This window comes from Agromyces sp. NPDC052230 (assembly GCF_040679595.1).
GTDB lineage: Bacteria > Actinomycetota > Actinomycetes > Actinomycetales > Microbacteriaceae > Agromyces.
On the sequence record NZ_JBFAVC010000006.1, the window covers coordinates 205,088 to 229,269 of the forward strand.

Here is a 24,182-nt window from a genome sequence, read left to right on the forward strand (position 1 = left end):
CCCCTCCCATCAGTGCAGCACAAGGACAGCCTATCGTGGGCGCACCACCACGAGCAGGTCGCCGGCCTCGACCTGCTGGGTCTTGGGGATCGCGACGCGATCCACGACGCCGGCGATCGGGGAGGTGATCGCGGCCTCCATCTTCATCGCCTCGATCGAGGCAACGCTCTGCCCGGCGGCAACTTCGGCGCCCGGCTCGACGCCCAGGGTGACCACGCCGGAGAACGGCGCGGCGACCTGGCCGGGCTGGGAGGCATCCGCTTTCTCGGCCGCCCTGGTCTCGACCGCGATGCTGCGGTCGCGCACGAAAACCGGCCGCAGCTGGCCGTTCAGGATGGTCATCACGGTGCGCATGCCCTTGTCGTCGCCCTCGCCGATCGCCTCGAGGCCAGCGTAGAGGCGAACGCCCTTGTCGATCTCGACGACGTGCTCGGAGCCCTGCCGGAGCCCGTAGAGGTAGTCGGCCGTGTCGATGGCGGACAGGTCGCCGAACAGTTCGCGGATCTGCTCGAACTGGCGCGTCGGCGCCGGGAACAGCAGCGCGTTGAGCGTGGAGCGCCGGGTGACGCTGTCGGCTTCGAGCGCTTCGCGCTGGTCGGTCGTGAGCTCGGTGACCCCGATCCGGATGTCCTTGCCGGCGAGCACCTTCGAGCGGAACGGCTCGGGCCACCCGCCCGGCAGGTCGCCGAGTTCGCCGGCCATGAAGCCGATGACCGAGTCGGGCACGTCGTACTTCTCGGGATTGGCGGCGAAGTCGGCGGGGTCGGCCTTCACCGCGGCGAGGTGCAGGGCGAGGTCGCCGACCACCTTCGACGACGGCGTCACCTTGGGCACGCGGCCCAGGATGTCGTTCGCGGCGGCGTACATGTCCTCGATCAGCTCGAAGTCGTCGGCGAGGCCGAGCGCGATCGCCTGCTGACGCAGGTTCGAGAGCTGGCCGCCGGGGATCTCGTGGTGGTACACACGGCCCGTGGGGCCGGGCAGCCCCGACTCGAAGGGCTTGTAGATGCGGCGCACGGCCTCCCAGTACGGCTCGAGGTCGGCGACGGCCTGCAGGGCGATGCCGGTGTCGCGTTCGGTGTGCGCGAGCGCCGCCACGAGGGCGGACGCCGACGGCTGGCTCGTCGTGCCGGCCATCGGCGCACTGGCGACGTCGACCGCGTCGACTCCCGCGCGGCTGGCCGCGAGGAGCGTCGCGAGCTGGCCGCCCGCGGTGTCGTGCGTGTGCAGGTGCACGGGCAGGTCGAAGCGCTCCCGCAGAGCGCCGACGAGCTTCTCGGCCGCCGTCGGACGGAGGAGCCCCGCCATGTCCTTGATGGCGATGATGTGCGCACCGGCCTCGACGATCTGGTCGGCGAGCCGCAGGTAGTAGTCGAGGGTGTACAGATCCTCGGCCGGGTCGAGGAGGTCGCCCGTGTAGCAGAGCGCGACCTCGGCGACCGTGTGACCAGTGGCGAGCACGGAATCGATCGCCGGGCGCATCTGCGACACGTCGTTCAGCGCGTCGAAGATGCGGAAGATGTCCACACCGGTCGCCGCGGCCTCGCGCACGAACGCATCCGTCACCTCGGTCGGGTACGGCGTGTACCCCACCGTGTTCCGCCCGCGCAGCAGCATCTGGATGTTGATGTTCGGCAGCACCTCCCGGAGCGCCGCGAGCCGCTCCCACGGGTCCTCGCCGAGGAACCGCAGCGCAACGTCGTAGGTCGCGCCGCCCCACGCCTCCACCGAGAGCAGCTGGGGCGTCATTCGGGCGACGTAGGGCGCGACGGCCACGAGGTCGCGGGTGCGCACGCGGGTGGCGAGCAGCGACTGGTGCGCGTCGCGGAACGTCGTCTCGGTGACGGCGAGAGGGGTCTGCGCACGGAGTGCCGCGGCGAACCCGGCCGGCCCGAGTTCGAGCAGCCGCTGCCGCGCCCCGTCGGGAGCCGGGGCGCCGAGGTCGATCGCGGGCAGCTTCTCGACCGGGTTCACGGTCGTGGGCGCCGGCCCGTTCGGCTGGTTGACCGTGACATCCGCGAGCCAATTCAGGATCTTGGTGCCCCGGTCCTTCGACACGCGACCCCGCACGAGGCTCGGGCGCTCGTCGATGAAGGAGGTGCTGAGATCGCCGGCGATGAACGCCGCGTCGTCGAGCACCGCCTGCAGGAAGGAGATGTTCGTCGAGACGCCGCGGATCCGGAACTCGGCAAGGGCGCGCCGTGCCCGCGCGACGGCCGCGGGATAATCGCGGCCGCGGCAGGTGAGCTTGGCGAGCATGGAGTCGAAGTGCGGGCTGATCTGCGCACCGGGGTTCACGGTGCCGCCATCGAGGCGGATGCCGGCGCCGCCCGGCGACCGGTAGGTCGTGATCCGGCCCGTGTCGGGCCGGAAACCGGCCGTGGGGTCTTCCGTCGTGATGCGGCACTGGAGCGCCGCCCCGCGAAGCTTGATCGAATCCTGCAGGAGCCCGAGATCGGCGAGGGACTCCCCCGCGGCGATCCGGATCTGCGATTGCACCAGGTCGACATCGGTGACCTCCTCGGTCACGGTGTGCTCGACCTGGATGCGCGGGTTCATCTCGATGAACACGTGCTGGCCGGCCCGCTCCCCCGCCGTGTCCACCAGGAACTCCACGGTGCCGGCGTTGATGTACCCGATCGAACGCGCGAACGCGACCGCATCGCGGTAGAGCCGCTCACGGACCTCGTCGGGCAGGTTCGGCGCCGGCGCGATCTCGATGACCTTCTGGTGGCGGCGCTGCACCGAGCAGTCGCGTTCGAACAGGTGCACCGTCTCGCCCGAGGCATCCGCGAGCACCTGGACCTCGATGTGACGCGGGCGGATGACCGCCTGCTCGAGGAACATGGTCGGGTCGCCGAACGCACTGTCGGCCTCGCGCATCGCCTCCTCGAGCGCGGAACGCAACTCGTCGCGGGAGTTCACCCGACGCATCCCGCGGCCGCCACCCCCGGCCACAGCCTTCGCGAAGAGCGGGAAGCCGATCTCATCGGCCTGCGCCGAGAGGGTCTCGACGTCGCGCGAGGGCGGCGTCGACTTCAGCACTGGAACGCCGGCGGCGATCGCGTGCTCCTTGGCGGTCACCTTGTTGCCCGCCATCTCCAGCACGTCCTTCGACGGCCCGATGAACGTGATGCCCGCCTCGGCCGAGGCCTGGGCGAGCTCGGGGTTCTCGGAGAGGAACCCGTAACCCGGGTAGATGGCGTCCGCACCGGACTCCTTCGCGACCCGGATGATCTCGGAGACATCGAGGTACGCGCGCACCGGATGCCCCGGCTCACCGATCTGGTAGGCCTCGTCCGCCTTCAGGCGATGCAACGAATTGCGATCCTCCACCGGGTACACGGCCACGGTCTTCGCACCGAGCTCGACGGCCGCACGGAACGCCCGAATGGCGATCTCCCCGCGATTGGCTACCAGGATCTTCGTGAACATGCAGGCCTTTCAGACGGGTTTCCGCACAGCGAACATTTAGGTATCGCCCGAGTAGTAAAGGTAACGTATCTGTTCGTGCACGTACTCAGCGTCAGCTCCCTCAAGGGCGGTGTCGGCAAGACGACCGTGACGCTCGGGCTGGCGTCTGCGGCCTTCGCCCGCGGCGTCCGAACCCTCGTCGTCGACCTCGACCCGCAGTCCGATGTCTCGACCGGCATGGACATCCAGATGGCCGGTCATCTCAACGTGGCCGACGTCCTCGCGTCTCCCAAGGAGAAGATCGTCCGTTCGGCGATCGCGCCGAGCGGCTGGGCCAGGTCCAACCCCCAGTCGACCATCGACGTCATGATCGGCAGCCCCTCGGCCATCAACTTCGACGGGCCGCATCCGTCGATCCGCGACATCTGGAAGCTCGAGGAGGCGCTCGCCAACGTCGAGGCCGACTACGAGCTCGTGCTCATCGACTGCGCGCCCTCCCTCAACGCCCTCACGCGCACCGCATGGGCGGCGAGCGACCGCGTCGCCGTGGTGACCGAGCCCGGACTCTTCTCCGTCGCTGCCGCCGACCGCGCGCTCCGCGCCATCGAGGAGATCCGCCGCGGCCTCTCCCCGCGCCTGCAGCCGCTCGGCATCATCGTGAACCGGGCCCGCGTGCAGTCGCTCGAGCACCAGTTCCGCATCAAGGAGCTGCGCGACATGTTCGGCCCGCTCGTGCTCTCGCCGCAACTGCCCGAGCGCACCTCGCTGCAGCAGGCACAGGGCGCCGCGAAGCCGTTGCACATGTGGCCGGGCGAGAGCGCCGAGGAGATGTCACGGCACTTCGACCAGCTCCTCGACCGCGTGCTGCGCACCGCCCGCATCGGCGAGTACGCCGGCACGCCCTTCGAGCTCGAGTCCCCCGTCATCTGACGTCATGAACGGGCGCGAGCGCGCCACGCGACGGCCAGCCGGACGTCAGTGCGGTCGAGTCGACCGCGTTCGCGTCAGGAGATCTTCCGCGGCCGCGTTCCGCGGCGAACAGCGAGCTCGTCCATCGGGTGGGCCGGTTCGGTGTCGAGCTCGACCAGGGTCGACTCCACCTCGCGGAGCACCTTGCCCACCGCGATGCCGAACACCCCCTGGCCCCGGTTCACGAGATCGATGACCTCGTCGTCGGAGGTGCACAGGTAGACACTCGCCCCATCGCTCATGAGGGTGGTCTGCGCGAGATCCTCGATGCCGGCCTCGCGCAACTGGAGCACCGCCGTGCGAATCTGCTGCAGCGAGATGCCCGTGTCGAGCAGGCGCTTGACGAGCTTCAGCACGAGGATGTCGCGGAACCCGTAGAGGCGCTGCGAACCCGAACCCGCTGCGCCGCGAACCGTGGGCTCCACGAGTTGCGTCCGAGCCCAGTAGTCGAGCTGGCGGTAGCTGATCCCGGCCGCCCGCGCGGCCACCGCCCCCCGGTAGCCGGTGCCGTCGTCGTGCTCGGGCATGCCATCGGTGAAGAGCAGCCCGAGGTCGTACCGAGCCCGTTCACTGCGCTCGATCTCACTCATGCGATCGCCCCTCACTCTCACGCCAGCACCCCGACGGCGCGAGTCCCACGCTACCCACGCCGAGGGGTTGCGCCAAACACATCGGGCCGAACGTCACGGCGTGTCGCGGATCATCGCGCGAGCCGTGCCAGCGCCGAGCGCAGGAGGCTCGCGTGCACGGTCTCGAGGTGCCCGGCGAGCTCGAGTGCGTGCTCGGTCGCGCGGGCCTTGTCGGCGGCATCCGACCGCCTCGACGGGGCGATGGCGCGTTCGACGAGGGCCGCCTCTCGCTCCACGGCCGCCCGGACGCCGCGGAGGTGGCGGGCCTCGATGCCGACGTCCCGAAGCGCGACGAGCGATCGGAGGACACCGACCGCCTCCTCGCCGTAGTACTCGGCGGCTGGCAGGAGGGACGCCGAGATCGCGTCGTCGAGGAACGCACGGGTCGCACCCGCCGCGGAGATGAGTTCGTCGCGCCGGAAGCGGCGCGCGCCGGCGAGGAAGGTCGCCGCGTCGGTTGCTCCGGGCAGCGCGGGCGTCTCGCCCGCGTCGATCGCCTCGAGGTGCGCGCGGATGACCTTGAGTGGCAGGTACTGATCGCGCTGCATCGAGAGCACCACGGTGATGCGGTCGACATCGGCTCGGGAGAACTTGCGGTAGCCCGCCGCCGTGCGCGCGGGAGCGACGAGGCGCTGCTCTTCGAGGAAGCGCAGCTTCGAGGGCGTGAGCTCGGGGAACTCGGGCTGGAGGAGCGCGAGCACCTGGCCGATCCCGAGGAGTTGGGCCTGGCCGCTCGCGTGGGAGGAGGCGGCGGTGCCGGGCACTATCCGGTCGCCAGCGGCGCCAGGTCGCGTCGGGAGGCGTAGAAGGTGAGACGGTACTTGCCGATCTGCACCTCCGCGCCATCGCTGAGGAGGGCGGTGTCGATGCGCACGCCGTCGAAGTAGGTGCCGTTCAGTGACGACAGGTCCTTCACCTCGAATGCCGTGCGGTGCCGGAGGAACTCGGCGTGTCGACGCGAGACCGTGACGTCGTCGAGGAAGATGTCGGCGTCGGGATGACGGCCGACGGTCGTGACGTCGGCGTCGAGGAGGAATCGCGCACCGGCGTTCGGACCGCGCCGGACGATGAGCAGCGCCGATCCGGAAGGCAGGGCGTTGATCGCCTCCTGCTCCTCGGCGGAGATGTCGCTGTCAAGCGCCGCCAAGTGCGCAGCGGCCTCGCGACTGAACCCGATGGTCGTGTCGCCCGTGCCGTCGCCGCCGGCGCGCGCCGACGACGTCTGGGACTCGCCCTCGGCCTCACCGTTGGGCTGAGTGATGTCCATATCCGCCACGACTAACCTCCTTGCTCCAGCGTATCGGATCGAGGGTCGTCTGCTGCACGGGGGATCCGGATGACACGGGCGGTCTCGATCGCGTAGATCACGCCGGCCCACCAGTACAGGAACGCCCCCCACAGGGTGATCGCCCAGCCGATCGGTTCGCTCAGGGGCTGCGCGGCCGGGAAGGCGAGGCCGAGCATGATGACGGGCACGCCGAAGAAGAGGGCGAAGGTCGCCGCCTTGCCCAGCTGGTGCACCGGGAGCGGCCCGTAGCCGTGGTTCGCGAGGACGACCGCCAGGACGAGGAGGAACACGTCGCGCGCCACGATCAGCACCACGATCCACCACGGGACCAACCCGTTCGCCGCGAGCCCGACGAGTGCCGCGAAGATGTAGAGCCGGTCGGCGGCCGGGTCGAGCAACTGCCCCAGGCGCGTGACCTGTCGAAGCCGGCGTGCGAGGTAGCCGTCGAGGAGGTCGGTGAGGCTCGCCACCACGAGCACGACGAGCGCTGCGACGTAGGCACCCACCACGATGAGCACCAGGAACACCGGCACGAGGGCGAGCCGGAGCATGCTGAGCACGTTCGGGATCGTCCAGACCCGCGTCCCCACTGCCCCCGTGCTCTCCCCAGCCACGATGCGATCCTATCGACCCCTAGAATTCCGCCATGGCTCCCCTCGTCGTGTGTCTGGTGATCTGCGGTGCGCTCATGGCTGCCACGTGGCTCGCCTCGGTCCTGACCGACGAGTACTCCTGGGTCGACCGCATCTGGTCGATCGCGCCCGTGGCGTACGTCTGGGTCGTCGCGGTGGCAGGTTCGTTCGACGCCCGACTCGTGCTGATGGCGGTGCTCGTGACGGCATGGGGCATCCGGCTCACCTTCAACTACGCACGCAAGGGCGGGTACCGGCCCGGCGGCGAGGACTACCGCTGGGCGGTCGTGCGCGGGCGGATGTCGCCGCCGGCGTTCCAGGTGTTCAACCTGCTCTTCATCTCGGTCTACCAGAACGCGCTCATCCTGCTGTTCTCGCTGCCCGCGCTCACGGCGTTCGAGGCCCTCGGCGCCCCGCTCGGCGTGTGGGACGTCGTACTCGCGGTGCTCTTCGTCGCCTTCCTCGTGGGCGAGACGGTCGCCGACCAGCAGCAGTGGGCCTTCCATCGCTGGAAGGCCGCAGAGGCTGCGGCCGGCCGTACCGCCGAGCCGGGCTTCCTGCAGACCGGGCTGTTCCGGCTGTCGCGGCATCCGAACTTCTTCTTCGAGCAGGCGCAGTGGTGGGTGTTCTACGGGTTCGCCGTCGCCGCGACCGGGGTGTGGCTGCACTGGACCATCGCGGGCGCAGTGCTGCTCTCGCTCCTGTTCGTCGGGTCGACGATGCTCACCGAGTCGATCTCACGCGCCAAGTACCCCGACTACGACGAGTACCGGTCGCGGACGTCGCCGCTCGTGCCGTGGTTCCCGCGCCGGGAACGGGTCAGATCCTCGACCTGAGGTCGGGCCACGACGCCGCGAACCCCGGATGCAGCGGCAGTTCGAGCACGTGGTCGAACGCCACCCAGCGCAGCTCGATGCTCTCGGGGTCGCTCACCACGGGCAGGAAGCGTTCGGTGGCGTCGGCGACGACGGTCGTGTAGGACCAGTAGCCGAGGTCGAGCACCGAGGTGAACCGCACGGCCAGGAGGTCTGCCGGAACGCCCGCCTCCTCGGCGGCCTCGCGCACGGCCGCCTGCACGGCATCCTCGTGCTCGTGGCGGGCGCCTCCGGGCATCCCCCACGTTCCGCCGAAGTGGCTCCAGGCGGCGCGGTGCTGCAGCAGCACCTCTGAGGCGGGGCTGATCACGAGCAGCCCGGCAGCGCCGAACCTCCCCCAGTATCGCGCGCCGTCGGGCCCTTCGACCCAGGCGTCGCCGCTCGTTCCGCTCATCACTCCAGCATGACGCACGCTCGGGTCACGTCGCGCCGGTGCCCGCGCGGTCGCCGCTGTCGACGACGATCTCGGCCAGCCGGTCGAGGAAGTCCACGACGGCCGCCCGCTCGGCGGCCGTGAGCGAGACGGCCAGTTGCAGCATTCGATCGTGCATCGGGCCGAGCGCGCGCCGCAACCGCTCGTGCGCGCCGGGCAGCGGGGTGAGCAGCACGAGGCGGCGATCGGTCGGATGCCGTGACCGCGCAAGATATCCGGACGCCACGAGCCGCCCCACGAGCTTGGTGACCGCAGCGGTGGTGATGCCGAGCTCGCGCGCGAGTGCTGCGCTCGTGGCGTGCCGCCCCGCGCGTTGCTCGCGGATGATCCAGCGCAGCGCGGCGACGTCGGTGTCGCCCATGTCCATGTCGTCGCGCATGCGACGGCGCATCAGCGCCTCTGCATCCCGGTGACGCCGAACCGCCTCGAGCACGTCGAGCGAGGACGGGTCGGAGCGGTCGTACCAGTACCCGTCGCTCATCGAACTTTCGGTTGTTCCCTCGGGCATGGCTCGATGCTATCGTCAAATCACTAACTCGGTTAGCGACTTGAGACATCTGGAGGGGCGATGCCACAGATCATGGAGGCCGTCGAGGACGAGGTCGTACTCCTCGACGAGGCCGGCACGCCCATCGGGCGCGCCCCGAAGAGCGCCGCGCACGGCCCAGACACCGCACTGCACCTGGCGTTCTCGTGCCACGTCGTCAACGCCCTCGGTGAGATCCTCGTGACGCGACGGGCACTCACCAAGCAGGCGTGGCCCGGCGTCTGGACGAACTCGTTCTGCGGACATCCGAAGCCCGCCGAATCCCTCGTGGCGGCCGTTCGACGGCGCGCGGAGTTCGAGCTGGGGTTGGAGTTGCACGATGTGGAACTCGCGCTGCCGCTGTTCCGCTACCGCGCCGTCGATGCCGACGGCACCGTCGAGAACGAGATCTGCCCCGTCTATCTCGCGCGAACGTCCGACGAACCCGACCCCAACCCGCGGGAGGTCGCCGAGTACCGGTGGGTCGACCCCTGCGAACTCGGTCGCGCCGTCGACTCCGCACCGTGGGCGTTCAGCCCGTGGCTCGTGCTGCAGGCCCAGCAGTTGGAGCTGTTCCGTGACTGACGTGCTCGACACCGCCATCGACGACGCGCTCCGCGCCATGTTCGCCGATGCCCGCGTGCGCGCCGGCGAATTCGGCCCGCACTACGCCGCGCTCTGGGACTCGCTCGAGCAGCAGAGCGCCGGCGGCAAGCGCATCCGCCCGCAGCTCGTGAACGCCGCGTACTTCGGCCTCGGCGGGACCGACCGGGAGTCGGCAACGCGGGTCGCCGTCTCGTTCGAGCTGCTGCACACCGCGTTCCTGATCCACGACGACGTCATCGACCGCGACACCATGCGGCGCGGCGCGCCGAACGTCGCGGCCCGGTTCGCCGGACGCGCCCGGGCGCACGGCGCCGACGACCGCGTCAGCGCGACGTGGGGCGAGACCGCGGCGGTCCTGGCGGGCGACCTCGCGCTCAGCCGTGCGCACCGCGAGATCGCGACCCTGGCGGTCGACGCCGAGCGGCGTTCGGCCCTCCTCGACATCCTCGACCGTGCGGTCTTCGTCTCCGCCGCAGGTGAGCTGGCCGACGTCGTGCACGCCGGCGCTTCCGAGCCACCCCGGGTCGACCGGGTGCTCGCGACGCTCGAGCAGAAGACCGCGGTCTACTCCTTCGAGTGTCCGCTCGCCGCCGGTGCCGTGCTCGCGGGGGCCGACGAGGCGGCCGTGGGCGCCCTCGCGCGCTTCGGACGTCTCGTGGGGGTCGCCTTCCAGATCGCCGACGACATCCTCGGGGTCTTCGGCGATCCCGCCGTCACCGGCAAGTCCGCGGCATCCGACCTCCGCGAGGGCAAGCAGACCGCGCTCACGGCACACGCCGCGACGACCGACGCCTGGCCCGCGATCGCCGCACGGCTCGGCGACCCCGACCTCGACGACGGCGCCGCCCACCTCATGCGCGTCGCACTGCTCGAGTGCGGTGCCCTCGAGGCCGCCCGGCGTCTCGCCGACGAGCACGTCACGCTCGCGCGGCTCGAGCTCGACACGGCCGACCTCCCCCAGACCCTCAAGGCCGAGCTCGGCGAGCTCGCCCAGCGCGCCGCGGAGCGTGCCCGATGAGCCCGGTGGTCCCCACGAGCCCCGACGCCGGTGACGGCGCGCTCGACCGCTACGACGCGGCCGCGGAGGCGAGCGCCGCCGTCGTGATCGCGCGGTACTCCACCTCGTTCGGCGCAGCGGCGCGGCTCCTCGATCCGGCGTCGCGACGACGCATCCGCTCGATCTACGCCCTCGTGCGGGTCGCCGACGAGATCGTCGACGGCACGGCCCGGGCCGCCGGCCTCGACGACGCCGAACTGCGCACGGTGCTCGACGAACTCGAGACCGAGACCGAGACGGCGCTGCGGCGCGGGTACTCGGCCAACCTCGTCGTGCACGCCTTCGCGAAGACCGCGCGCGACGCCGGGATCGACGAGCGAATGACGCGTCCGTTCTTCGCCTCGATGCGCCGCGACCTCGACGTGTCGCCGCTCAGGGACGACGAGGTGGGCCCGTACATCCATGGATCCGCGGAAGTCGTCGGGCTGATGTGCCTCGCGGTGTTCCTCATGGACGAGCCGACGGATGCCGCGCGCCGCGCGCGGCTCGAGGAGGGTGCCGTGCACCTCGGCGCCGCGTTCCAGAAGATCAACTTCCTCCGCGACCTGGCCGTGGACTGGCACGAGCTCGGCCGCAACTACTTCCCGTGGCTCGATCCCGACGCGTTCACCGAGGCCGACAAAGCGCGCATCCTCGATGACATCGACCGCGACCTCGAGATCGCCGGGCGGAGCATCCGGGAACTTCCGCGCCGCGCCCGCATCGCCGTCGCCGCGGCGCACGGCCTGTTCGCCAAGCTCGCCGCGCGTTGCCGTGCCACACCGGCGGAGCGGCTCATCGCGACGCGGATCCGCGTGCCCGACGGGGAGAAGCTCGTGATCGCGGTCCGGTCCGCGATCACGGCCGGCGGGGGGACCCGATGACGACGATGTCGGGGGAACGCATCGTCGTCATCGGCGGGGGGATCGCCGGGCTGGCGTCGGCAGCGCTGCTCGCGCGGGATGGCCATCGGGTCACCCTGCTCGAGGCGCTGCCGACGCTCGGCGGACGCGCCGGCACGTGGGAACGCCGCGGCTTCCGGTTCGACACCGGGCCGTCGTGGTACCTCATGCCCGAGGTGTTCGACCACTTCTTCCGACTCTTCGGCACGAGTGCCGAGGCGGAGCTCGACCTCGTCACCCTCGACCCCGGCTACCGGGTGTACGCCGACGGCTACGACGAGCCGATCGACCTCCGAGCATCGCGGGCCGAGAACGTCGCCCTCTTCGAGTCGATCGAGCCCGGTGGGGGCGCGGCGCTCGAACGGTACCTCGACTCCGCGGCATCCACCTACGACGTCGCGCGGCGCCGATTCCTGTACACGAACTTCGACGACCCGTGGTCGTTCGCGGCACCCGAGGTGCTCGGCAGCGCCGGCCGCCTCGCCCGGCTCCTCACCACGCCGCTCGACCGGTTCGCCGCCCGGGCGGTGCAGGACCGCCGGCTTCGCCAGGTGCTCGGCTATCCGGCCGTCTTCCTCGGCTCCTCGCCGTCGGCGACGCCCGCGATGTACCACCTGATGAGCCACATGGACCTCGAGCAGGGCGTGCTCTACCCGCAGGGCGGATTCGGCGTGCTCATCTCCCGCATCGCCGAGATCGCCGAAGCGGCAGGGGTCGACGTGATCGTGAACGCGCGCGTCGAGGCGATCGAGCTGACCGACGAACCGTCGCCCTCGGTGACGGGCGTACGCTACCGCGACGCGTCCGGAGCCGAACGCCGGGTGACCGCCCACCGCGTGGTGTCCGCGGCCGACCTCCACCACACCGAGACCGAGCTGCTGCCGCCGACCGCACGCACGTATCCCGAGAAGTGGTGGGACCGGCGGATGTCGGGGCCGGGCGCCGTGCTCGCGATGCTCGGCGTGCGGGGCGAGATCCCCGAGCTCGCGCATCACACGCTGTTCTTCACCGAGGACTGGACCGAGAACTTCGAGCACATCTTCGGTGCCGACCCGCGCATCCCCGATCCGGCGTCGTTCTACGTGTGCAAGCCGAGCGCGAGCGACCCGACCGTCGCGCCGCCGGGCGACACGAACCTGTTCGTCCTCGTGCCCGTGCCCGCCGACACCTCGATCGGGCGGGGCGGCGAGGACGGCGCGGGCGACCGCCTCGTCGAGGAGGCCGCCGACCGGGCGATCGCCCGCATCGCCGAGGCCACCGGCACGCCGGACCTCGCCGAGCGCGTCGTGGTGCGCCGCACGGTGGGACCGGCCGACTTCGCCGAGGACCTGAACTCCTGGCAGGGCGGAGCGCTCGGGCCCGCGCACACGCTGCGACAGAGCGCCTTCCTGCGCGGGTCGAACCGCTCCCGCCGCGTGCAGGGCCTCCTCTATGCGGGCGGAACGAGCGTGCCCGGCATCGGGCTGCCGATGTGCCTCATCAGCGCCGAGAACGTGCTGAAGCGCGTCCGTGGCGACCGGTCGAGCGGTCCGCTGCCCGAGCCCGCCACGGCGGCGCGACCCCTCCACCTCGACCGGAACGCGGGATGATCGGGTTCACCTACCTCGCCGCGCTCCTCGTCTCCCTCGGTGCCATGGCGCTCATCGACGCCCGGTGGCGGATCGCCTTCTGGCGCGCGCCCGGGGCCGCGACGCTCGCGGTCGGCGCCGGCGCCGGGCTGCTGCTCGTCTGGGACGTCGTCGGGATCGGCTTCGGGGTGTTCTTCCGCGGTGAGTCCCGATGGGCGACCGGCGTGGTCATCGCGCCCGACCTGCCCATCGAGGAGCCCGTGTTCCTCGTGTTCCTCTGCTACCTGGCGCTCGTGGCCGTGCTCGGTGCCGAGCGCGTCCTGCGAGCGAGGGCACGCGCGTGACGTACGCCCTGATCTGCCTTCCATTCCTCGTCGTCGGCGTGATCGTCGCCATTGTCGCGACCCGTTCGCTGCCGCAGCCCGCTCGACGGCGCCGCTGGTGGGCGACCGCGATCGCCGGGGCCGTGCTGCTCCTGCTCACGGCGGTGTTCGACACGGTCATGATCAGCGCGGGCCTCTTCGGCTATGCCGACGGCACACGTCTCGGACCGACGATCGGGCTCGCGCCGATCGAGGACTTCGCCTACCCGATCGTCGCCGTGCTGCTGGTACCGGCGGTGTGGACCCTCGCGCGACGACGTGCGCTCCGAGACGGCGATGATGAAGACTGAGACCGTGAGCAACCGGCCCGTGCACATCGTCACGCAGGTACTGCTCTCGTCGCGGCCGATCAGCTGGATCAACACGGCGTTCCCGTTCGCTTCGGTGTACGTGCTCACGACCGGCGCGGTCGACGCGCTGTTCGTGGTGGGCACGCTGTTCTTCCTCATCCCATACAACCTCCTCATGTACGGGGTGAACGACGTCTTCGATTACGAGTCGGACCTGCGGAATCCCCGCAAGGGCGGCTCCGAGGGGGCGCTGCTCGAACCGGGGCTGCATCGCACGGTCGTGTGGTCGGGCATCGTCACGGCGGTCCCGCTCATCGTCGCCATGCTCTGGCTCGGCGGCACGGGGCATCCGTGGTCCTGGCTGGTGCTCGCCATCAGCCTGTTCGCGGTGTTCGCCTACTCGGTGCCCGGGCTGCGCTTCAAGGAGCGGCCGGTGCTCGACTCGGTGACCTCGAGCACGCATTTCGTGAGCCCCGCGGTGTACGGGCTCGCGGTCGCCGGCGCGGAGTGGACGCCACAGCTCGTCGCGTTGCTCGCGGCGTTCTTCTGCTGGGGCATGGCGAGCCACGCGTTCGGCGCCGTGCAGGACGTGGCGCCCGACCGCGAGGCGGGGATCGCCTCGATCGCCACGGCGCTGGGCGCCCGTGCGACCGTGCGCATCGCACTCGCGCTCTGGACGGCAGCCGGCCTCCTCATGCTCGTGACCGAGTGGCCCGGGCCGCTCGCCGCGGTGCTGGTCGCGCCGTACGTCCTCGCGGCGTGGCCGTACCGCTCGATCTCCGATGCCGAATCGGGCTCCGCGAACCGGGGCTGGCGCCGGTTCATCGCGTTGAACTACGGGGTCGGATTCCTCGTCACCATGCTGCTCATCTGGTGGGCGCTCGCGCGGTCGTAGGCTGGCTGCATGTCCTCCGACTCGCCCGTGCGCATCGACGCGTGGCTGTGGGCCGTGCGCCAGTACAAGACGCGCTCGGCCGCCACGGCGGCCTGCCGCGCCGGGCACGTGCGGGTGAACGGCGAGCGGGCGAAGGCGGCGCAGGCGGTGCGTCCGGGCGACGAGGTGCGCGTGCGCGTCGACGGCTTCGACCGGATGCTGGTGGTGCGCCAGACCCTCGTGAAACGCGTGTCGGCGACCCTCGCCGCAGCGGCGCTCGAGGATCGCACGCCCCCGCCGCCACCGCGCGAGTCGGTGCCGGTCGTACCGGTGCGCGACCGCGGTGCGGGGCGGCCGACGAAGCGGGAGCGACGCGACCTGGAGCGGCTTCGGGGTCACTAATGCGTCGAAGTGCGCAGCGCAAGCCCGCCGAGCGCGTGCGGCGATCCGCGTAGCCTGAAGTGGTGCAGAAGGAACTCACCCACGAACCCGATGCCCGTCGATACGTGCTCCGCGTGAACGGCGATATCGCGAGCGTGCTCGACTATCGCGAGCTCGGCGACTCCGTGGCATTCACGCGCGCGTTCACGAATCCGCCCTACCGCGGCAGCGGACTCGCGGGCGAGCTCGTCGAGTTCGCCGTCGACGACGTCGAGGCCGCCGGCGGCCGGCGCATCGTGCCGAGCTGCTGGTACGTCGGCGAATGGTTCGGCCGCCATCCCGACCGCGCCGACCTGCTCGACCCCAGGACGGTGTGATCCCCGTGGTCGCGGGGTACTCGGCGGCGCAGGTGCGGGCGGCCGAGGCGCCGCACCTTGCGGCGGGCGAACCGCTCATGCGGCACGCGGCGGGCGCGCTGGCCGCCGCGCTCCGGCGGGTGCTGGCCGACGCCGACTCGCCGCAGGGCGCGGTCGTGCTCATCGTGGGCTCGGGCGACAACGGCGGCGACTCCCTGTTCGCGGGCGCCGAGCTCGCACGCGAGGGCGTCGAGGTGATCGCGATCGCCACGGCGGAGCGGATGCACACCGAGGGGCGTCGCGCCGCCTTCGACGCCGGCGTCCACTTCGTCGGTGCGGATGATGCGGATGCCGCGCGCGCGGCGTTCGAGTCGGCGGCCGTGCTCGTCGACGGCATCCTCGGCACGGGCACGAGCAGTTCGCCGGCGCTCCGTGGCGCGGCACGCGACCTCGTGACGGACGCGATCCCGATCGTGGACCGGCGCGGCACCCCCGTGGTCGCGGTCGACCTGCCGAGCGGCGTCCATCCCGACGACGGCACCGTGCCCGACCCCACGGTGCTGCGCGCCACGCTGACGGTGACGTTCGGCGCCGTGAAGGCCGGATTGCTGCGGCATCCGGCGGCCGACTACGCCGGCAGCGTCGAGGTCGTCGACCTCGGGCTCGGCGACGAGCTCGCGGCCATGACCCCGCTCGTGGTCACCGATTGAGCCGTCGCACGCGGCGGCCCGGAGACACGAATGCGGGCCGGGGTCGACGACCCCGGCCCGCATTCCAACGGTCGATCAGTACCAGTTGACCGCCTGCGAGTGCGACCATGCGCTGCACGGCGTGCCGTACGCGCTCTTGATGTAGCCGAGGCCCCAGGTGATCTGGGTACGGGCGTTGGTCTGCCAGTCGGCGCCGGCGGTGGCCATCTTGCTTCCGGGCAGCGACTGCGGGATGCCGGTGGCGCCGCTCGAGGCGTTGTAGGCCGTGTACGACCAGCCGGATTCCTTCTGCCAGAGGTTGTTCAGGCACTGGAACTGGTCGGCGCCCCAGCCGTATTGGGACGCGGCGAGGTCGCGCGCGAAGGCTCGCGCACCGTCGGGCGTGTTGACCGCCGCCTGCTCGGCGGCAGCCGCGGCTGCGGCTGCAGCTGCGGCCTCGGCCTGCGCCTGCTCCCAGGCCGCCGCGGCGGCGGCGGTCTTCTCCGCCTCCGTCTTGGTGACCTTCGTAAGATCGGCGACCTCGTCGACCGGGATGCTGCGGTACTCGCTGAGCGAGGCGACGGAGGCGGCGAGGCCGGACGCGTCCACCTTGCCCTGAGCCGCGGCGAGCGTCGCGTTCGCGACCGTGATGGTGTCCTCGGCAATGTCGAGGATGCGAGCCGCGGCGATGGTGTCGTAGACGCCCACCTGATCGCCGTGCAGCGCACCGGCGTAGTTGAGTGCCTGCGTGGCCTCGATGCGGGCCTGGGTCGCGGCGCCGTTCTGCACCGTGAAGCCGGTGCCGGCGACGAGCCCGACCGCCGCGATGGCGCCGACGACGATGAGGCGACGGCGACCGAGACGCCGACGGCGGATCGCGCGCCGGGAGCCGGTGGAGGCGTCGTGCGGGCTGCTGGGGATCGGGTTCGGGTTGTCGGATGGGGGGGCGTAGGAGATTCGGGTCTGGTTTCGCATAGAGAAGTCGCGCTCGGCCGGGGGTCGGGGGTTTGCGCGCCTGCCGAGCCGAAGCGCACCCGAGCAACCCTGCCCCGGGAACCTGCAAGGTTCCTCAGTTTCTTCTGTGCAGACCATGACCGTGCGACGCCCATCGCGCAGATACTGGGAGGATGCCGCGCTCGCCAGCCGTCTTCACCACGCCCTCCCCCGGCGATCGCTGCCCGTGTCTGAGTGGCGAGACGTTCGGCGAGTGCTGCGGTCGCTTCCTCACGGGTGCTGCGGATGCCCCCACCGCCGAACAGCTCATGCGCTCGCGATTCACCGCATTCGCGGTGGGCGACGCCGACTACCTGCTCGCCACGTGGCATCCCTCGACCAGGCCGCTCGGGCTGGACCTGGATCCTGCCCTGCGGTGGTACCGACTCGACGTCGTCCGCCGGGAGCGCGGCGGACCGCTCGACCGCGACGGCATCGTCGAGTTCGCGGCGTTCTACCGCCACGACGGCGAGCGCGGAGAACTGCACGAGGTGAGCCGATTCGTGCGCGAAGGCGGCCGCTGGCGGTACGTCGCCGCCACCTGACCCGGGCTGCCGCGCCGAGCCCGGTCAGTCGGCCGGGCCGGCCGCCCCGCGCTGCTCGTCGGTGGCGAAGCCGTCGAGCACGGCGCGCTCGCCGCCCTCGAGAAGCTCTTGGAAGAGCGTGATCTGCACGCCCGCCGGAGCGTCGAGCCGCGAGTTGAGCGACTGCCACGGTGTCACGACGGGCTCGGCCACGACCCGCCCGCCGGCAGCCTCGAGCCGGCGGGTGACCCCTTCGGTGTCGGTGACCTCGAATGCAAGGCGGATGTGCGGGCTCGGGGCGCCGCCGGCCTCGATGCGGTCGATGGCGCGCTTGTGGGCCGGGTTGGCGATCTCGAGGGTCGCCCGCCCGGCGTCGAGGATGACGACCCGCTCGTCGTGTCCCTCGGCGAACGCGAGGTATTCGGGCAGCCCGAGCGTGTCGCGGAAGAACGCCACCGCCTCGTCGTAATCGGTCGCCTCGACGACGACACGCAGTTGCAGGACCGGGGGTGTTGCGGCATCCGTCATGACGGCATCCTCGCAGTCGGCGCCGACATCGTCGAGCGCGATGGGGTCAGTCGCCGTCGGACGGCGGGTACGGCTGTTCGCGCAGCACCCGGGCGAGATGCGCGGCGTTCGCGACCAGGGTGGCGTTGGCCTTGCGCACCGACTCTGGCGTCTCCGGGAGGTCCTTGTCGTCGATGGTCTCCATCGCCCGGCCGTTCCAGTAGGTGCCGCCCTGTGCCGGCATCGTGAAGCCGACGTCGTTGAGCGCCTGGTGGAGGTCGGCGGTGATCTTGTGGGCGCCGTCCTCGTTGCCGAGCACGGCGGTGGCCGCGACGTGGCCGAACAGGATCGGCCGGCCCTCGTCGTCGGTGACCGACAGCTCGGCGTCGAGCCGCTCGAGCACGCGCTGCGCGACGCTCGACGGGTGGCCCATCCACGTCGGCGTGCAGACGACGAGGATGTCGGCGTCGAGGACCCGGGCGCGGAGCTTCGGCCATTCGTCGCCGTCGCCCATGTCGGTTTCCACCCCGGGCGCGACGTCGTAGTCGACAACGCGCACGATCTCGCCGTCGAAGCCGTACTCGGCGAACCCCTCGCGGAGCTGCTCGGCGAGGAGCTGGCAGCTGGACTCCTCGGGCGAACGCTTCAGCGTGCAGTTGAGCAGCAGTACGGTCTCGTCGGTGGTCTGGTCGGTGGTCTGCATGTCGGTCCCTCCGGGGGCGACGAACGCGCCCCACTCGTTCCTACCGAGTGGGGCGCGCCCTCCGCGCGGGCTTGACAGTCAGGCGGCGTCGCGGTGCACGCTCCAGCAGCGCGCGGTGACGCCGATGGCGTTCCACACGTTGATGGCGATCACGAGCGTGAGGAGCGCGGCCAGCCGTTCCTCGCCGAGTTCGGCGCGGGCGCGGTCGACGACCGCCTCGGGCACGTGCGTCTCCGACAGGCGCGTCACCTGTTCGGTGAATTCGAGCGCAGCGCGCTCCGCGGCGGTGAACAACGCGGAGTCCTCCCAGATGGCGACGGCGTGCAGCTTCTGATCGGTGAGGCCGGCCGCACGCCCGTCCCTGGAGTGCATGTCCACGCAGTACGCGCAGCCGTTGACCTGCGAGGCGCGCAGGCGAACGAGCTCGCGGAGGGCCGGGTCGACACCGGCCCGGTCGAGTTCGTTCGTCGCCGCCTGGTCGAGCGAGGCGACCGCGCGGGAGAACCGCGGCACGAGCTGGTCGAAGTCGAAGCGGACGGGGATGTCGACGAGGGAGTCGGTGATGGTCATGGGTCCACCGTAGAAGACGATCGGCCCAGTGCTACAGTCCATTCCCATGAGCGGACCATGGGCCATTCCGGGCCTCGACCTGCACCTCGAGCTCGACCCGAGGCGCAAGGCGGCCTCGCTCGAGCACGCCCTGCGAGGCGCCGTGCGAGAAGGCAGGCTCATCGCCGGCGCGCGGCTGCCCTCGACTCGCACGCTTGCGGCCGACCTTGGAATCGCACGCAACAGCGTCGCCGACGTGTACGCGCAGCTCACGGCCGAGGGCTGGTTCGAGGCGCGCGTGGGTGCCGGCACCTGGGTCAGCGAGCACGCCGGCACCGCCGCGCCGGCGCACGAGACGGCCAGGCCACAGCGCCTCGGCCGGCTCGACCTCCGTGGTGGCATCCCCGACACCTCCGGCTTCCCGCGACGCGAGTGGGCGGCGGCCGCGAAGCGTGCTGCCCTCCATGCAACCGCGGCGGAGCTCGGCTACGCGCCCGCCATCGGCGCCGAGTCGCTGCGGACCACCCTCGTCGAGTACCTCGGCCGCACCCGTGGCGTCGTCGCGACCGCGGACCGCCTCATCGTCGGGCATGGCTTCGGTGAGCTGCTCGGCCTCGCCTGCCGAGCGCTCGCGGCGGGCGGCGCGCGCCGCATCGCGGTGGAGGAGGTCGGGCACGAGGCGCACCGCGAGATCATCCGGGCCGCCCGGCTCGCACCGGTGCCCGTGCTCGTCGACGGCGACGGCGCCGACCTCGCGCGCCTCGGCGACGACGTCGACGCGATCCTCCTCACGGCCGCCCACCAGTTCCCGACCGGGGTGCCGCTCGCCTCGACGCGACGCGTCGCGGCCGTGCGGTGGGCCGAACGGACCGGCGGACTCGTCATCGAGGACGACTACGACGGCGAGTTCCGCTACGATCGCCGCGCGATCGGCGCCCTGCAGTCGCTCGCACCCGAACACGTGCTCTACGCGGGCACCGCCTCCAAGAGCCTTGCACCCGCGGTCGGGCTCGCCTGGGCGGTGGTGCCCGACCGGCTCCTGCCCGCGGTCGTCGCCGAGCGTCGCCGTAGCGGCGCCTCGATCGACGTGCTCAACCAACTCGCGCTGCACGAGTTCATCGCATCGCACGAGCTCGACCGCAATGTGCGCAGACTGCGCGCCGAGTACCGGGCCCGACGCCTCGCGCTCGAGGCACGCGTCGCCGATGAGCTTCGCGGATGCCGTGTCACGGGTCTGAGCGCCGGCCTGCACTGCCTCCTCGAACTCCCGCCCGGCACGAGCGAGAAGCAGGTGTCCGAGGAGGCGGAGCGCCTCGGGCTGCGACTGGCCGGGCTTCGATCGTTCCGTCTGGATGGCACGGAGTGGCGGCATCCGCCCGCCATGGTCGTCGGCTACGGCGCTCCCCCGGCGCACCGGTTCGAGGAGGCGCTGGAGCTCGCGATCCTAGCTGTGCGAACAGTCGTAGAGGGTGTCGACGACTGAGCGCTCACCTCGCCTCTCCGACGAGTTCCTCGACGAACGCGGCGAGGTGGCTCGCGAGCATGGCCGGCTCCTCGTGAGCCATGAAGTGACCGCCCCTGGTCGCCGGATGCCACGCCCGCACGTCGGCACACGAGCGCTCGGCGACGCTTCGCGGGAGGTCGCGGATGACCGGCTCGGCGCTCAGCGTGAATCCGGCCGGTACGGTGATGCGCGGACGGGGTCGGTTCGCCGGGTAGTCGAGGTACTGGCGGAAGGACGTGCCGATCGAGCCGGTCACCCAGTACAGGGACGCCAGCGTGAGCAGCGTCTCGGGGTCGAATCGGCGCGACAGCTCACCGTCGCAGTCGCTCCAGTCGCGCAGCTTGTCGATGATCCACGCCAGCAGCCCCGCGGGCGAGTCGACGAGTGCGGCCGCGATGGTGTCGGGCCTCGTGGCCATGATGGCGCTGTACCCCTGGTCGTGTTCGTCGAACGCTGCCTCCTCGTCGAGCACCCGCCGTTCGGCGTCGCTCAGCGGCGCGTCGAAGGCCGCCGGGAACGGCGGGTGGATCATGTAGAGGCCCAGCACCTCGGCCGGGTACTTCGCCGCGAGCCACGCCGCGACGGTGCCACCGATGTCACCGCCGAACGCCGCATATCGGTCGAAACCCAGGTTTACGGTCATGAGCGCATGCATGAGGTCGGCCATCGCCTCGCGCGTGAGCGGGCCGCGCGGCAAGCCCGAGAACGCGAACCCCGGTAGCGACGGAATGACGAGCTCGAAACGGATGCCGCGCGCCTGTCCCTCGGCCGCGAGCGCGTCGGTGAGCGGAAGCATCTCGAGGAAGCTCGAGGGCCAGCCGTGCATGAGCAGGAGCGGAAGGGCGCGCCCGCCGGCGGGGCCCGCGGTCTGCCGCACGAAGTGGAGGCGGGTGCCGTGGACCTCGGCGATGCGATGGTCGAGGCGGTTCAGCCGGGCCTCGACCGTGCGCCAGTCGAACGCATCGCGCCACTCGCCGACGAGGCTCGCGAGGGCACCCGGGTCGACACCGGCTCCCCAGGACTCGGCGGTGCTCGGCGTCGCGAAGCGGGTGCGCTCGAGCCGGGCATGGAGGTCGGCGAGCGCATCGTCGGTGACGGCGATGGCGAACCTGGATGTCGCCGCATCACGCATCATCGGTGCTCCCCTCATCGAGGAGCAGCCCGTCGAGCGCCGCGTAGGCGCGCTCGACCGCGCCGACGAGCCCCTCGACGGGCACGGGCCAGTCGTCGTGGGCGGCGAGCGCTTCGTCGGCGCGGAGGCCGGCGTCGTGCGCGACGATGAAGCGTGCGGCGATCATGCGGAGGTCGGCGGCCTGGCGTGCGACGAACTCGCGATCGACCACGCGGCCGTGGCCGGGGATCACCCGGTCGCCCGGCCGCAGCTGGCCGGCGAGTGCCTCGAGCACGCTCGGCCAGTCGAGCGGGAAGCACCCCGAGCCGTACATCGGCGGCCCCGACTCCTCCACGAGGTCGCCGACGATCCAGACGCGCTGCGCCGGCGCGACGACGACGAGATCGGTGTCGGTGTGCGCACGTGGCTGCGGCCGCAGCTCGACCGCGATACCGCCGAGGTCGAGCCGCGTCATCCTCTCGATCGGATGCGTCGGCGGGATGAGGCGCACGTCGTCCCATCGGCGGTCGGGTTCGCGCGAAGGGTCGGCGTTCCACGCGGCCAGGCGCGGACCCTCGAAGTGCTCGAAACGGCGGGCGATGCCCGCATGGCCGTAGATGGCGGCATCCGTCGTCGATCCGGGGCCGAAGACCTGGTTGCCGAAGGTGTGGTCGAAGTGGGCGTGCGTGTTCACGACCCAGCGCACGTCGCCGTCGAACCGCCACCCGATGTCGGCGTCGAGCTCTTCGGCCTCCGCGGGTTCGGCGCCCGTGTCGACGAGCAGGAGGCCGTCGTCGCCCTCGACGACCACGGTCGAGAGGTCGAACGATCCGCCCCGCCACTGGTGGATCCGGGGCGCGACCGTGGTCCAGGTGCCGGCCATTCCCCGAGCCTAGCGATCCGCCGGAAGCGGAATCCCGGCCCGTCAAAGCGAATCCAGAGGTTCCGCCCGTAGCCTTGCGCCCGTGACCCCGCTCGACGGCAACTCGGCGACCAAGCGCGGCGACGCGCCCCACAACATGCTCACCGCTCGCGCCCAGCGCACGCTGGAGTCGATCGACGGGCGCACGCTCGACGAGATGCGCGCCCTCCGCGACGAGACCGAACGCTTCATGCTGCGATACAAGTTCGGCATGGACGAGGTCATCACCAAGCTGTCGATCCTCCGCGAGGAATTCAGCCTGAACCACGACTACAACCCGATCGAGCACATCTCGAGTCGGCTGAAGAGCCTCGACAGCGTCATCGCGAAGCTGCAGCGCAAGGGCATCGAACCGACCTTCGACGCGATCCGCGAGACGATCACCGACATCGCCGGCGTGCGGGTGACCGTGAGCTTCGTCACCGACGCCTACCGCCTGGCCGAGCTCCTCACGGCGCAGCCCGACATCCGGATCCTGAAGACCAAGGACTACATCGCGGAACCGAAGGAGAACGGCTACCAGAGCCTGCACCTCATCGTCGAGGTGCCGGTCTTCCTGTCGACGGGCGCGCATCCGGTAGCCGTCGAGGTGCAGATCCGCACGATCGCGATGGACTTCTGGGCGAGCCTCGAGCACAAGATCTACTACAAGTACGACCGGCGGGTGCCCGCCGGGCTCCTCGAGGAGTTGACGGATGCCGCGCACACGGCGGCCGAGCTCGACGCGCGCATGGAGCGGCTGCATCGGCAGCTGCACGGCGCTCCGTCGCACGAACGTGGGCCGATCGCGATCTGACACCGCTCCGGCAGGAGGCGGTCGGCGGTCCTCAGCCGAGGGCCGCGAATCCCGCGCGACCGATCTCGGTGACACGCAGGGAGCGATCGCCCGGTACCCGCGACACCCAGCCCTCGGCGACGAGGGTGTCGAGCAGGTGGGCGCCCAGGCGACCGGCGATGTGCGGGCGGCGCTCGGTCCAGTCGAGGCATCCGCGAACCACCGGCCGCCGGCTGTCGGCTTCCGCCACTTCACTCACCCGGAGGCGCCCGGCAAGATCGCCGTCGAGTCGGCCGAGGCGGCCCGGCTCCCCCGGCCGGAGCGGGGTGATCGCCCCCTCGGCCACGAGGGCGTCGGCGAGTCGCAGCGCGACGCGGCCCGCGAGATGGTCGTAGCACGAGCGGGCCTCGGCGAGCCGTTGCGCGGTGGCGGACTGCCGGTACGAGGTCACGATCTGTCGCGGCGCGATCCGCTGAAGCGCCTCCACGGCGTCGGCGACCTCGGCTCGGGCGAGCGCGAAGTAGCGGTGACGGCCGATGCGACGATCGACGACGAGGCCGCCCTCGACCAGTTGGGCCAGATGCGCGCTCGCCGTCGGCGCCTTCACGCCGGCGATGGCCGCGAGTTCGCTCGCGGGTAATGACCGCCCGTCGAGGAGGGCGACGAGCATGGCCGCCCGGGCCGGTTCGCCCATCAACCGGGCGGGCGTCGCGAGGTCGGCATCACCGTGCATGCCCCCACGA

At 71.3% G+C, this 24,182-nt stretch carries 29 protein-coding genes; 15 read left to right on the plus strand and 14 right to left on the minus strand.

Features of this window, described 5'->3' with window-relative positions; all coding sequences use genetic code 11:
- Nucleotides 1-30: 30 nt before the first annotated feature.
- Nucleotides 31-3,435, minus strand: a complete 3,405-nt coding sequence (locus AB0K73_RS14550) for a pyruvate carboxylase (RefSeq protein WP_360514252.1) — start codon at nucleotides 3,433-3,435, stop codon at nucleotides 31-33.
- Nucleotides 3,436-3,510: 75 nt separating this feature from the next.
- Between AB0K73_RS14550 and AB0K73_RS14555 the strand changes: the two genes are divergently transcribed.
- Complete coding sequence (locus tag AB0K73_RS14555) at nucleotides 3,511-4,344, plus strand: ParA family protein (protein ID WP_360514255.1); 834 nt, start codon at nucleotides 3,511-3,513, stop codon at nucleotides 4,342-4,344.
- A 74-nt stretch (nucleotides 4,345-4,418) separates the two neighbouring features.
- On the opposite strand, the gene AB0K73_RS14560 is transcribed toward AB0K73_RS14555, so the two are convergent.
- The 4 genes from AB0K73_RS14560 to AB0K73_RS14575 form a co-directional block, all read right to left on the minus strand.
- The gene (locus AB0K73_RS14560; protein ID WP_360514258.1) at nucleotides 4,419-4,973 is read right to left on the minus strand and encodes a MerR family transcriptional regulator; all 555 of its coding nucleotides are present in this window, start codon (nucleotides 4,971-4,973) and stop codon (nucleotides 4,419-4,421) included.
- 110 nt (nucleotides 4,974-5,083) lie between these two features.
- The gene (locus tag AB0K73_RS14565; RefSeq protein ID WP_360514261.1) at nucleotides 5,084-5,776 is read right to left on the minus strand and encodes a MerR family transcriptional regulator; all 693 of its coding nucleotides are present in this window, start codon (nucleotides 5,774-5,776) and stop codon (nucleotides 5,084-5,086) included.
- A complete protein-coding gene (locus tag AB0K73_RS14570; protein WP_360514691.1) occupies nucleotides 5,776-6,279 on the minus strand; it encodes an FHA domain-containing protein in 504 nt (167 codons plus the stop codon). Before AB0K73_RS14570 ends, AB0K73_RS14565 begins: the two co-directional genes overlap by 1 nt.
- A gap of 11 nt (nucleotides 6,280-6,290) precedes the next feature.
- Nucleotides 6,291-6,914 carry a CDP-alcohol phosphatidyltransferase family protein gene (locus AB0K73_RS14575; protein ID WP_360514264.1) on the minus strand — a complete coding sequence of 208 codons (624 nt, stop codon included), beginning with the start codon at nucleotides 6,912-6,914 and terminating at the stop codon, nucleotides 6,291-6,293.
- Between the two features lie 32 nt (nucleotides 6,915-6,946).
- Between AB0K73_RS14575 and AB0K73_RS14580 the strand changes: the two genes are divergently transcribed.
- Nucleotides 6,947-7,768 (plus strand): DUF1295 domain-containing protein, encoded by an 822-nt coding sequence (locus AB0K73_RS14580; protein ID WP_360514266.1) that lies wholly within the window; start codon nucleotides 6,947-6,949, stop codon nucleotides 7,766-7,768.
- Here AB0K73_RS14580 and AB0K73_RS14585 read toward each other — a convergent pair.
- Both AB0K73_RS14585 and AB0K73_RS14590 read right to left on the minus strand, forming a co-directional pair.
- Nucleotides 7,752-8,201: an NUDIX domain-containing protein gene (locus AB0K73_RS14585; protein ID WP_360514269.1), complete on the minus strand. Its 450-nt coding sequence runs from the start codon at nucleotides 8,199-8,201 to the stop codon at nucleotides 7,752-7,754. The genes AB0K73_RS14580 and AB0K73_RS14585 overlap by 17 nt on opposite strands.
- Before the next feature lie 25 nt (nucleotides 8,202-8,226).
- Nucleotides 8,227-8,748, minus strand: coding sequence for a MarR family transcriptional regulator (locus tag AB0K73_RS14590; protein WP_360514272.1), 522 nt, complete (start codon nucleotides 8,746-8,748; stop codon nucleotides 8,227-8,229).
- A gap of 72 nt (nucleotides 8,749-8,820) precedes the next feature.
- Here AB0K73_RS14590 and idi point away from each other — a divergent pair, with 72 nt between their 5' ends.
- From idi to AB0K73_RS14640, 10 genes are all read left to right on the plus strand, one after another.
- Nucleotides 8,821-9,351 (plus strand): isopentenyl-diphosphate Delta-isomerase, encoded by a 531-nt coding sequence (gene idi, locus AB0K73_RS14595; protein ID WP_360514694.1) that lies wholly within the window; start codon nucleotides 8,821-8,823, stop codon nucleotides 9,349-9,351.
- On the plus strand, nucleotides 9,344-10,390 hold the full coding sequence (locus tag AB0K73_RS14600) for a polyprenyl synthetase family protein (RefSeq protein ID WP_360514275.1): 1,047 nt from the start codon (nucleotides 9,344-9,346) through the stop codon (nucleotides 10,388-10,390). The genes idi and AB0K73_RS14600 overlap by 8 nt, the downstream gene beginning before the upstream one ends.
- Nucleotides 10,387-11,292 carry a squalene/phytoene synthase family protein gene (locus tag AB0K73_RS14605; protein WP_360514278.1) on the plus strand — a complete coding sequence of 302 codons (906 nt, stop codon included), beginning with the start codon at nucleotides 10,387-10,389 and terminating at the stop codon, nucleotides 11,290-11,292. Before AB0K73_RS14600 ends, AB0K73_RS14605 begins: the two co-directional genes overlap by 4 nt.
- Before the next feature lie 5 nt (nucleotides 11,293-11,297).
- The gene (gene crtI / locus AB0K73_RS14610) at nucleotides 11,298-12,899 is read left to right on the plus strand and encodes a phytoene desaturase family protein (RefSeq protein ID WP_360514697.1); all 1,602 of its coding nucleotides are present in this window, start codon (nucleotides 11,298-11,300) and stop codon (nucleotides 12,897-12,899) included.
- Nucleotides 12,896-13,222: a lycopene cyclase domain-containing protein gene (locus AB0K73_RS14615; RefSeq protein ID WP_360514281.1), complete on the plus strand. Its 327-nt coding sequence runs from the start codon at nucleotides 12,896-12,898 to the stop codon at nucleotides 13,220-13,222. The genes crtI and AB0K73_RS14615 overlap by 4 nt, the downstream gene beginning before the upstream one ends.
- Nucleotides 13,219-13,551, plus strand: coding sequence for a lycopene cyclase domain-containing protein (locus AB0K73_RS14620; RefSeq protein WP_360514284.1), 333 nt, complete (start codon nucleotides 13,219-13,221; stop codon nucleotides 13,549-13,551). The genes AB0K73_RS14615 and AB0K73_RS14620 overlap by 4 nt, the downstream gene beginning before the upstream one ends.
- A 4-nt stretch (nucleotides 13,552-13,555) precedes the next feature.
- Nucleotides 13,556-14,446: a prenyltransferase gene (locus AB0K73_RS14625; protein ID WP_360514286.1), complete on the plus strand. Its 891-nt coding sequence runs from the start codon at nucleotides 13,556-13,558 to the stop codon at nucleotides 14,444-14,446.
- A 9-nt stretch (nucleotides 14,447-14,455) separates the two neighbouring features.
- Complete coding sequence (locus tag AB0K73_RS14630) at nucleotides 14,456-14,827, plus strand: S4 domain-containing protein (protein WP_360514289.1); 372 nt, start codon at nucleotides 14,456-14,458, stop codon at nucleotides 14,825-14,827.
- A gap of 62 nt (nucleotides 14,828-14,889) precedes the next feature.
- Nucleotides 14,890-15,183: a GNAT family N-acetyltransferase gene (locus AB0K73_RS14635; RefSeq protein ID WP_360514292.1), complete on the plus strand. Its 294-nt coding sequence runs from the start codon at nucleotides 14,890-14,892 to the stop codon at nucleotides 15,181-15,183.
- A complete protein-coding gene (locus AB0K73_RS14640; RefSeq protein ID WP_360514295.1) occupies nucleotides 15,180-15,872 on the plus strand; it encodes an NAD(P)H-hydrate epimerase in 693 nt (230 codons plus the stop codon). The genes AB0K73_RS14635 and AB0K73_RS14640 overlap by 4 nt, the downstream gene beginning before the upstream one ends.
- A 75-nt stretch (nucleotides 15,873-15,947) precedes the next feature.
- Here AB0K73_RS14640 and AB0K73_RS14645 read toward each other — a convergent pair whose 3' ends face one another.
- Nucleotides 15,948-16,826: a hypothetical protein gene (locus tag AB0K73_RS14645; RefSeq protein ID WP_360514298.1), complete on the minus strand. Its 879-nt coding sequence runs from the start codon at nucleotides 16,824-16,826 to the stop codon at nucleotides 15,948-15,950.
- A gap of 152 nt (nucleotides 16,827-16,978) precedes the next feature.
- Here AB0K73_RS14645 and AB0K73_RS14650 point away from each other — a divergent pair, with 152 nt between their 5' ends.
- Nucleotides 16,979-17,389 carry a YchJ family metal-binding protein gene (locus AB0K73_RS14650; protein ID WP_360514301.1) on the plus strand — a complete coding sequence of 137 codons (411 nt, stop codon included), beginning with the start codon at nucleotides 16,979-16,981 and terminating at the stop codon, nucleotides 17,387-17,389.
- Between the two features lie 24 nt (nucleotides 17,390-17,413).
- On the opposite strand, the gene AB0K73_RS14655 is transcribed toward AB0K73_RS14650, so the two are convergent.
- From AB0K73_RS14655 to AB0K73_RS14665, 3 genes are all read right to left on the minus strand, one after another.
- Nucleotides 17,414-17,896, minus strand: a complete 483-nt coding sequence (locus AB0K73_RS14655) for a VOC family protein (RefSeq protein ID WP_360514304.1) — start codon at nucleotides 17,894-17,896, stop codon at nucleotides 17,414-17,416.
- 46 nt (nucleotides 17,897-17,942) lie between these two features.
- Nucleotides 17,943-18,578, minus strand: a complete 636-nt coding sequence (locus AB0K73_RS14660; RefSeq protein ID WP_360514307.1) for an NAD(P)H-dependent oxidoreductase — start codon at nucleotides 18,576-18,578, stop codon at nucleotides 17,943-17,945.
- 78 nt (nucleotides 18,579-18,656) lie between these two features.
- Nucleotides 18,657-19,148, minus strand: a complete 492-nt coding sequence (locus AB0K73_RS14665; RefSeq protein ID WP_360514310.1) for a carboxymuconolactone decarboxylase family protein — start codon at nucleotides 19,146-19,148, stop codon at nucleotides 18,657-18,659.
- Between the two features lie 46 nt (nucleotides 19,149-19,194).
- Between AB0K73_RS14665 and AB0K73_RS14670 the strand changes: the two genes are divergently transcribed.
- The gene (locus tag AB0K73_RS14670; protein ID WP_360514313.1) at nucleotides 19,195-20,610 is read left to right on the plus strand and encodes a PLP-dependent aminotransferase family protein; all 1,416 of its coding nucleotides are present in this window, start codon (nucleotides 19,195-19,197) and stop codon (nucleotides 20,608-20,610) included.
- 4 nt (nucleotides 20,611-20,614) lie between these two features.
- On the opposite strand, the gene AB0K73_RS14675 is transcribed toward AB0K73_RS14670, so the two are convergent.
- Both AB0K73_RS14675 and AB0K73_RS14680 read right to left on the minus strand, forming a co-directional pair.
- Nucleotides 20,615-21,766 carry an epoxide hydrolase family protein gene (locus AB0K73_RS14675; protein ID WP_360514316.1) on the minus strand — a complete coding sequence of 384 codons (1,152 nt, stop codon included), beginning with the start codon at nucleotides 21,764-21,766 and terminating at the stop codon, nucleotides 20,615-20,617.
- Nucleotides 21,756-22,625 (minus strand): MBL fold metallo-hydrolase, encoded by an 870-nt coding sequence (locus AB0K73_RS14680; RefSeq protein ID WP_360514319.1) that lies wholly within the window; start codon nucleotides 22,623-22,625, stop codon nucleotides 21,756-21,758. Before AB0K73_RS14680 ends, AB0K73_RS14675 begins: the two co-directional genes overlap by 11 nt.
- Nucleotides 22,626-22,761: 136 nt before the next feature.
- Between AB0K73_RS14680 and AB0K73_RS14685 the strand changes: the two genes are divergently transcribed.
- Nucleotides 22,762-23,460, plus strand: coding sequence for a GTP pyrophosphokinase family protein (locus AB0K73_RS14685; protein WP_360514700.1), 699 nt, complete (start codon nucleotides 22,762-22,764; stop codon nucleotides 23,458-23,460).
- A gap of 31 nt (nucleotides 23,461-23,491) precedes the next feature.
- Here AB0K73_RS14685 and AB0K73_RS14690 read toward each other — a convergent pair whose 3' ends face one another.
- A complete protein-coding gene (locus tag AB0K73_RS14690) occupies nucleotides 23,492-24,172 on the minus strand; it encodes a helix-turn-helix domain-containing protein (protein ID WP_360514322.1) in 681 nt (226 codons plus the stop codon).
- Nucleotides 24,173-24,182 lie beyond the last annotated feature (10 nt).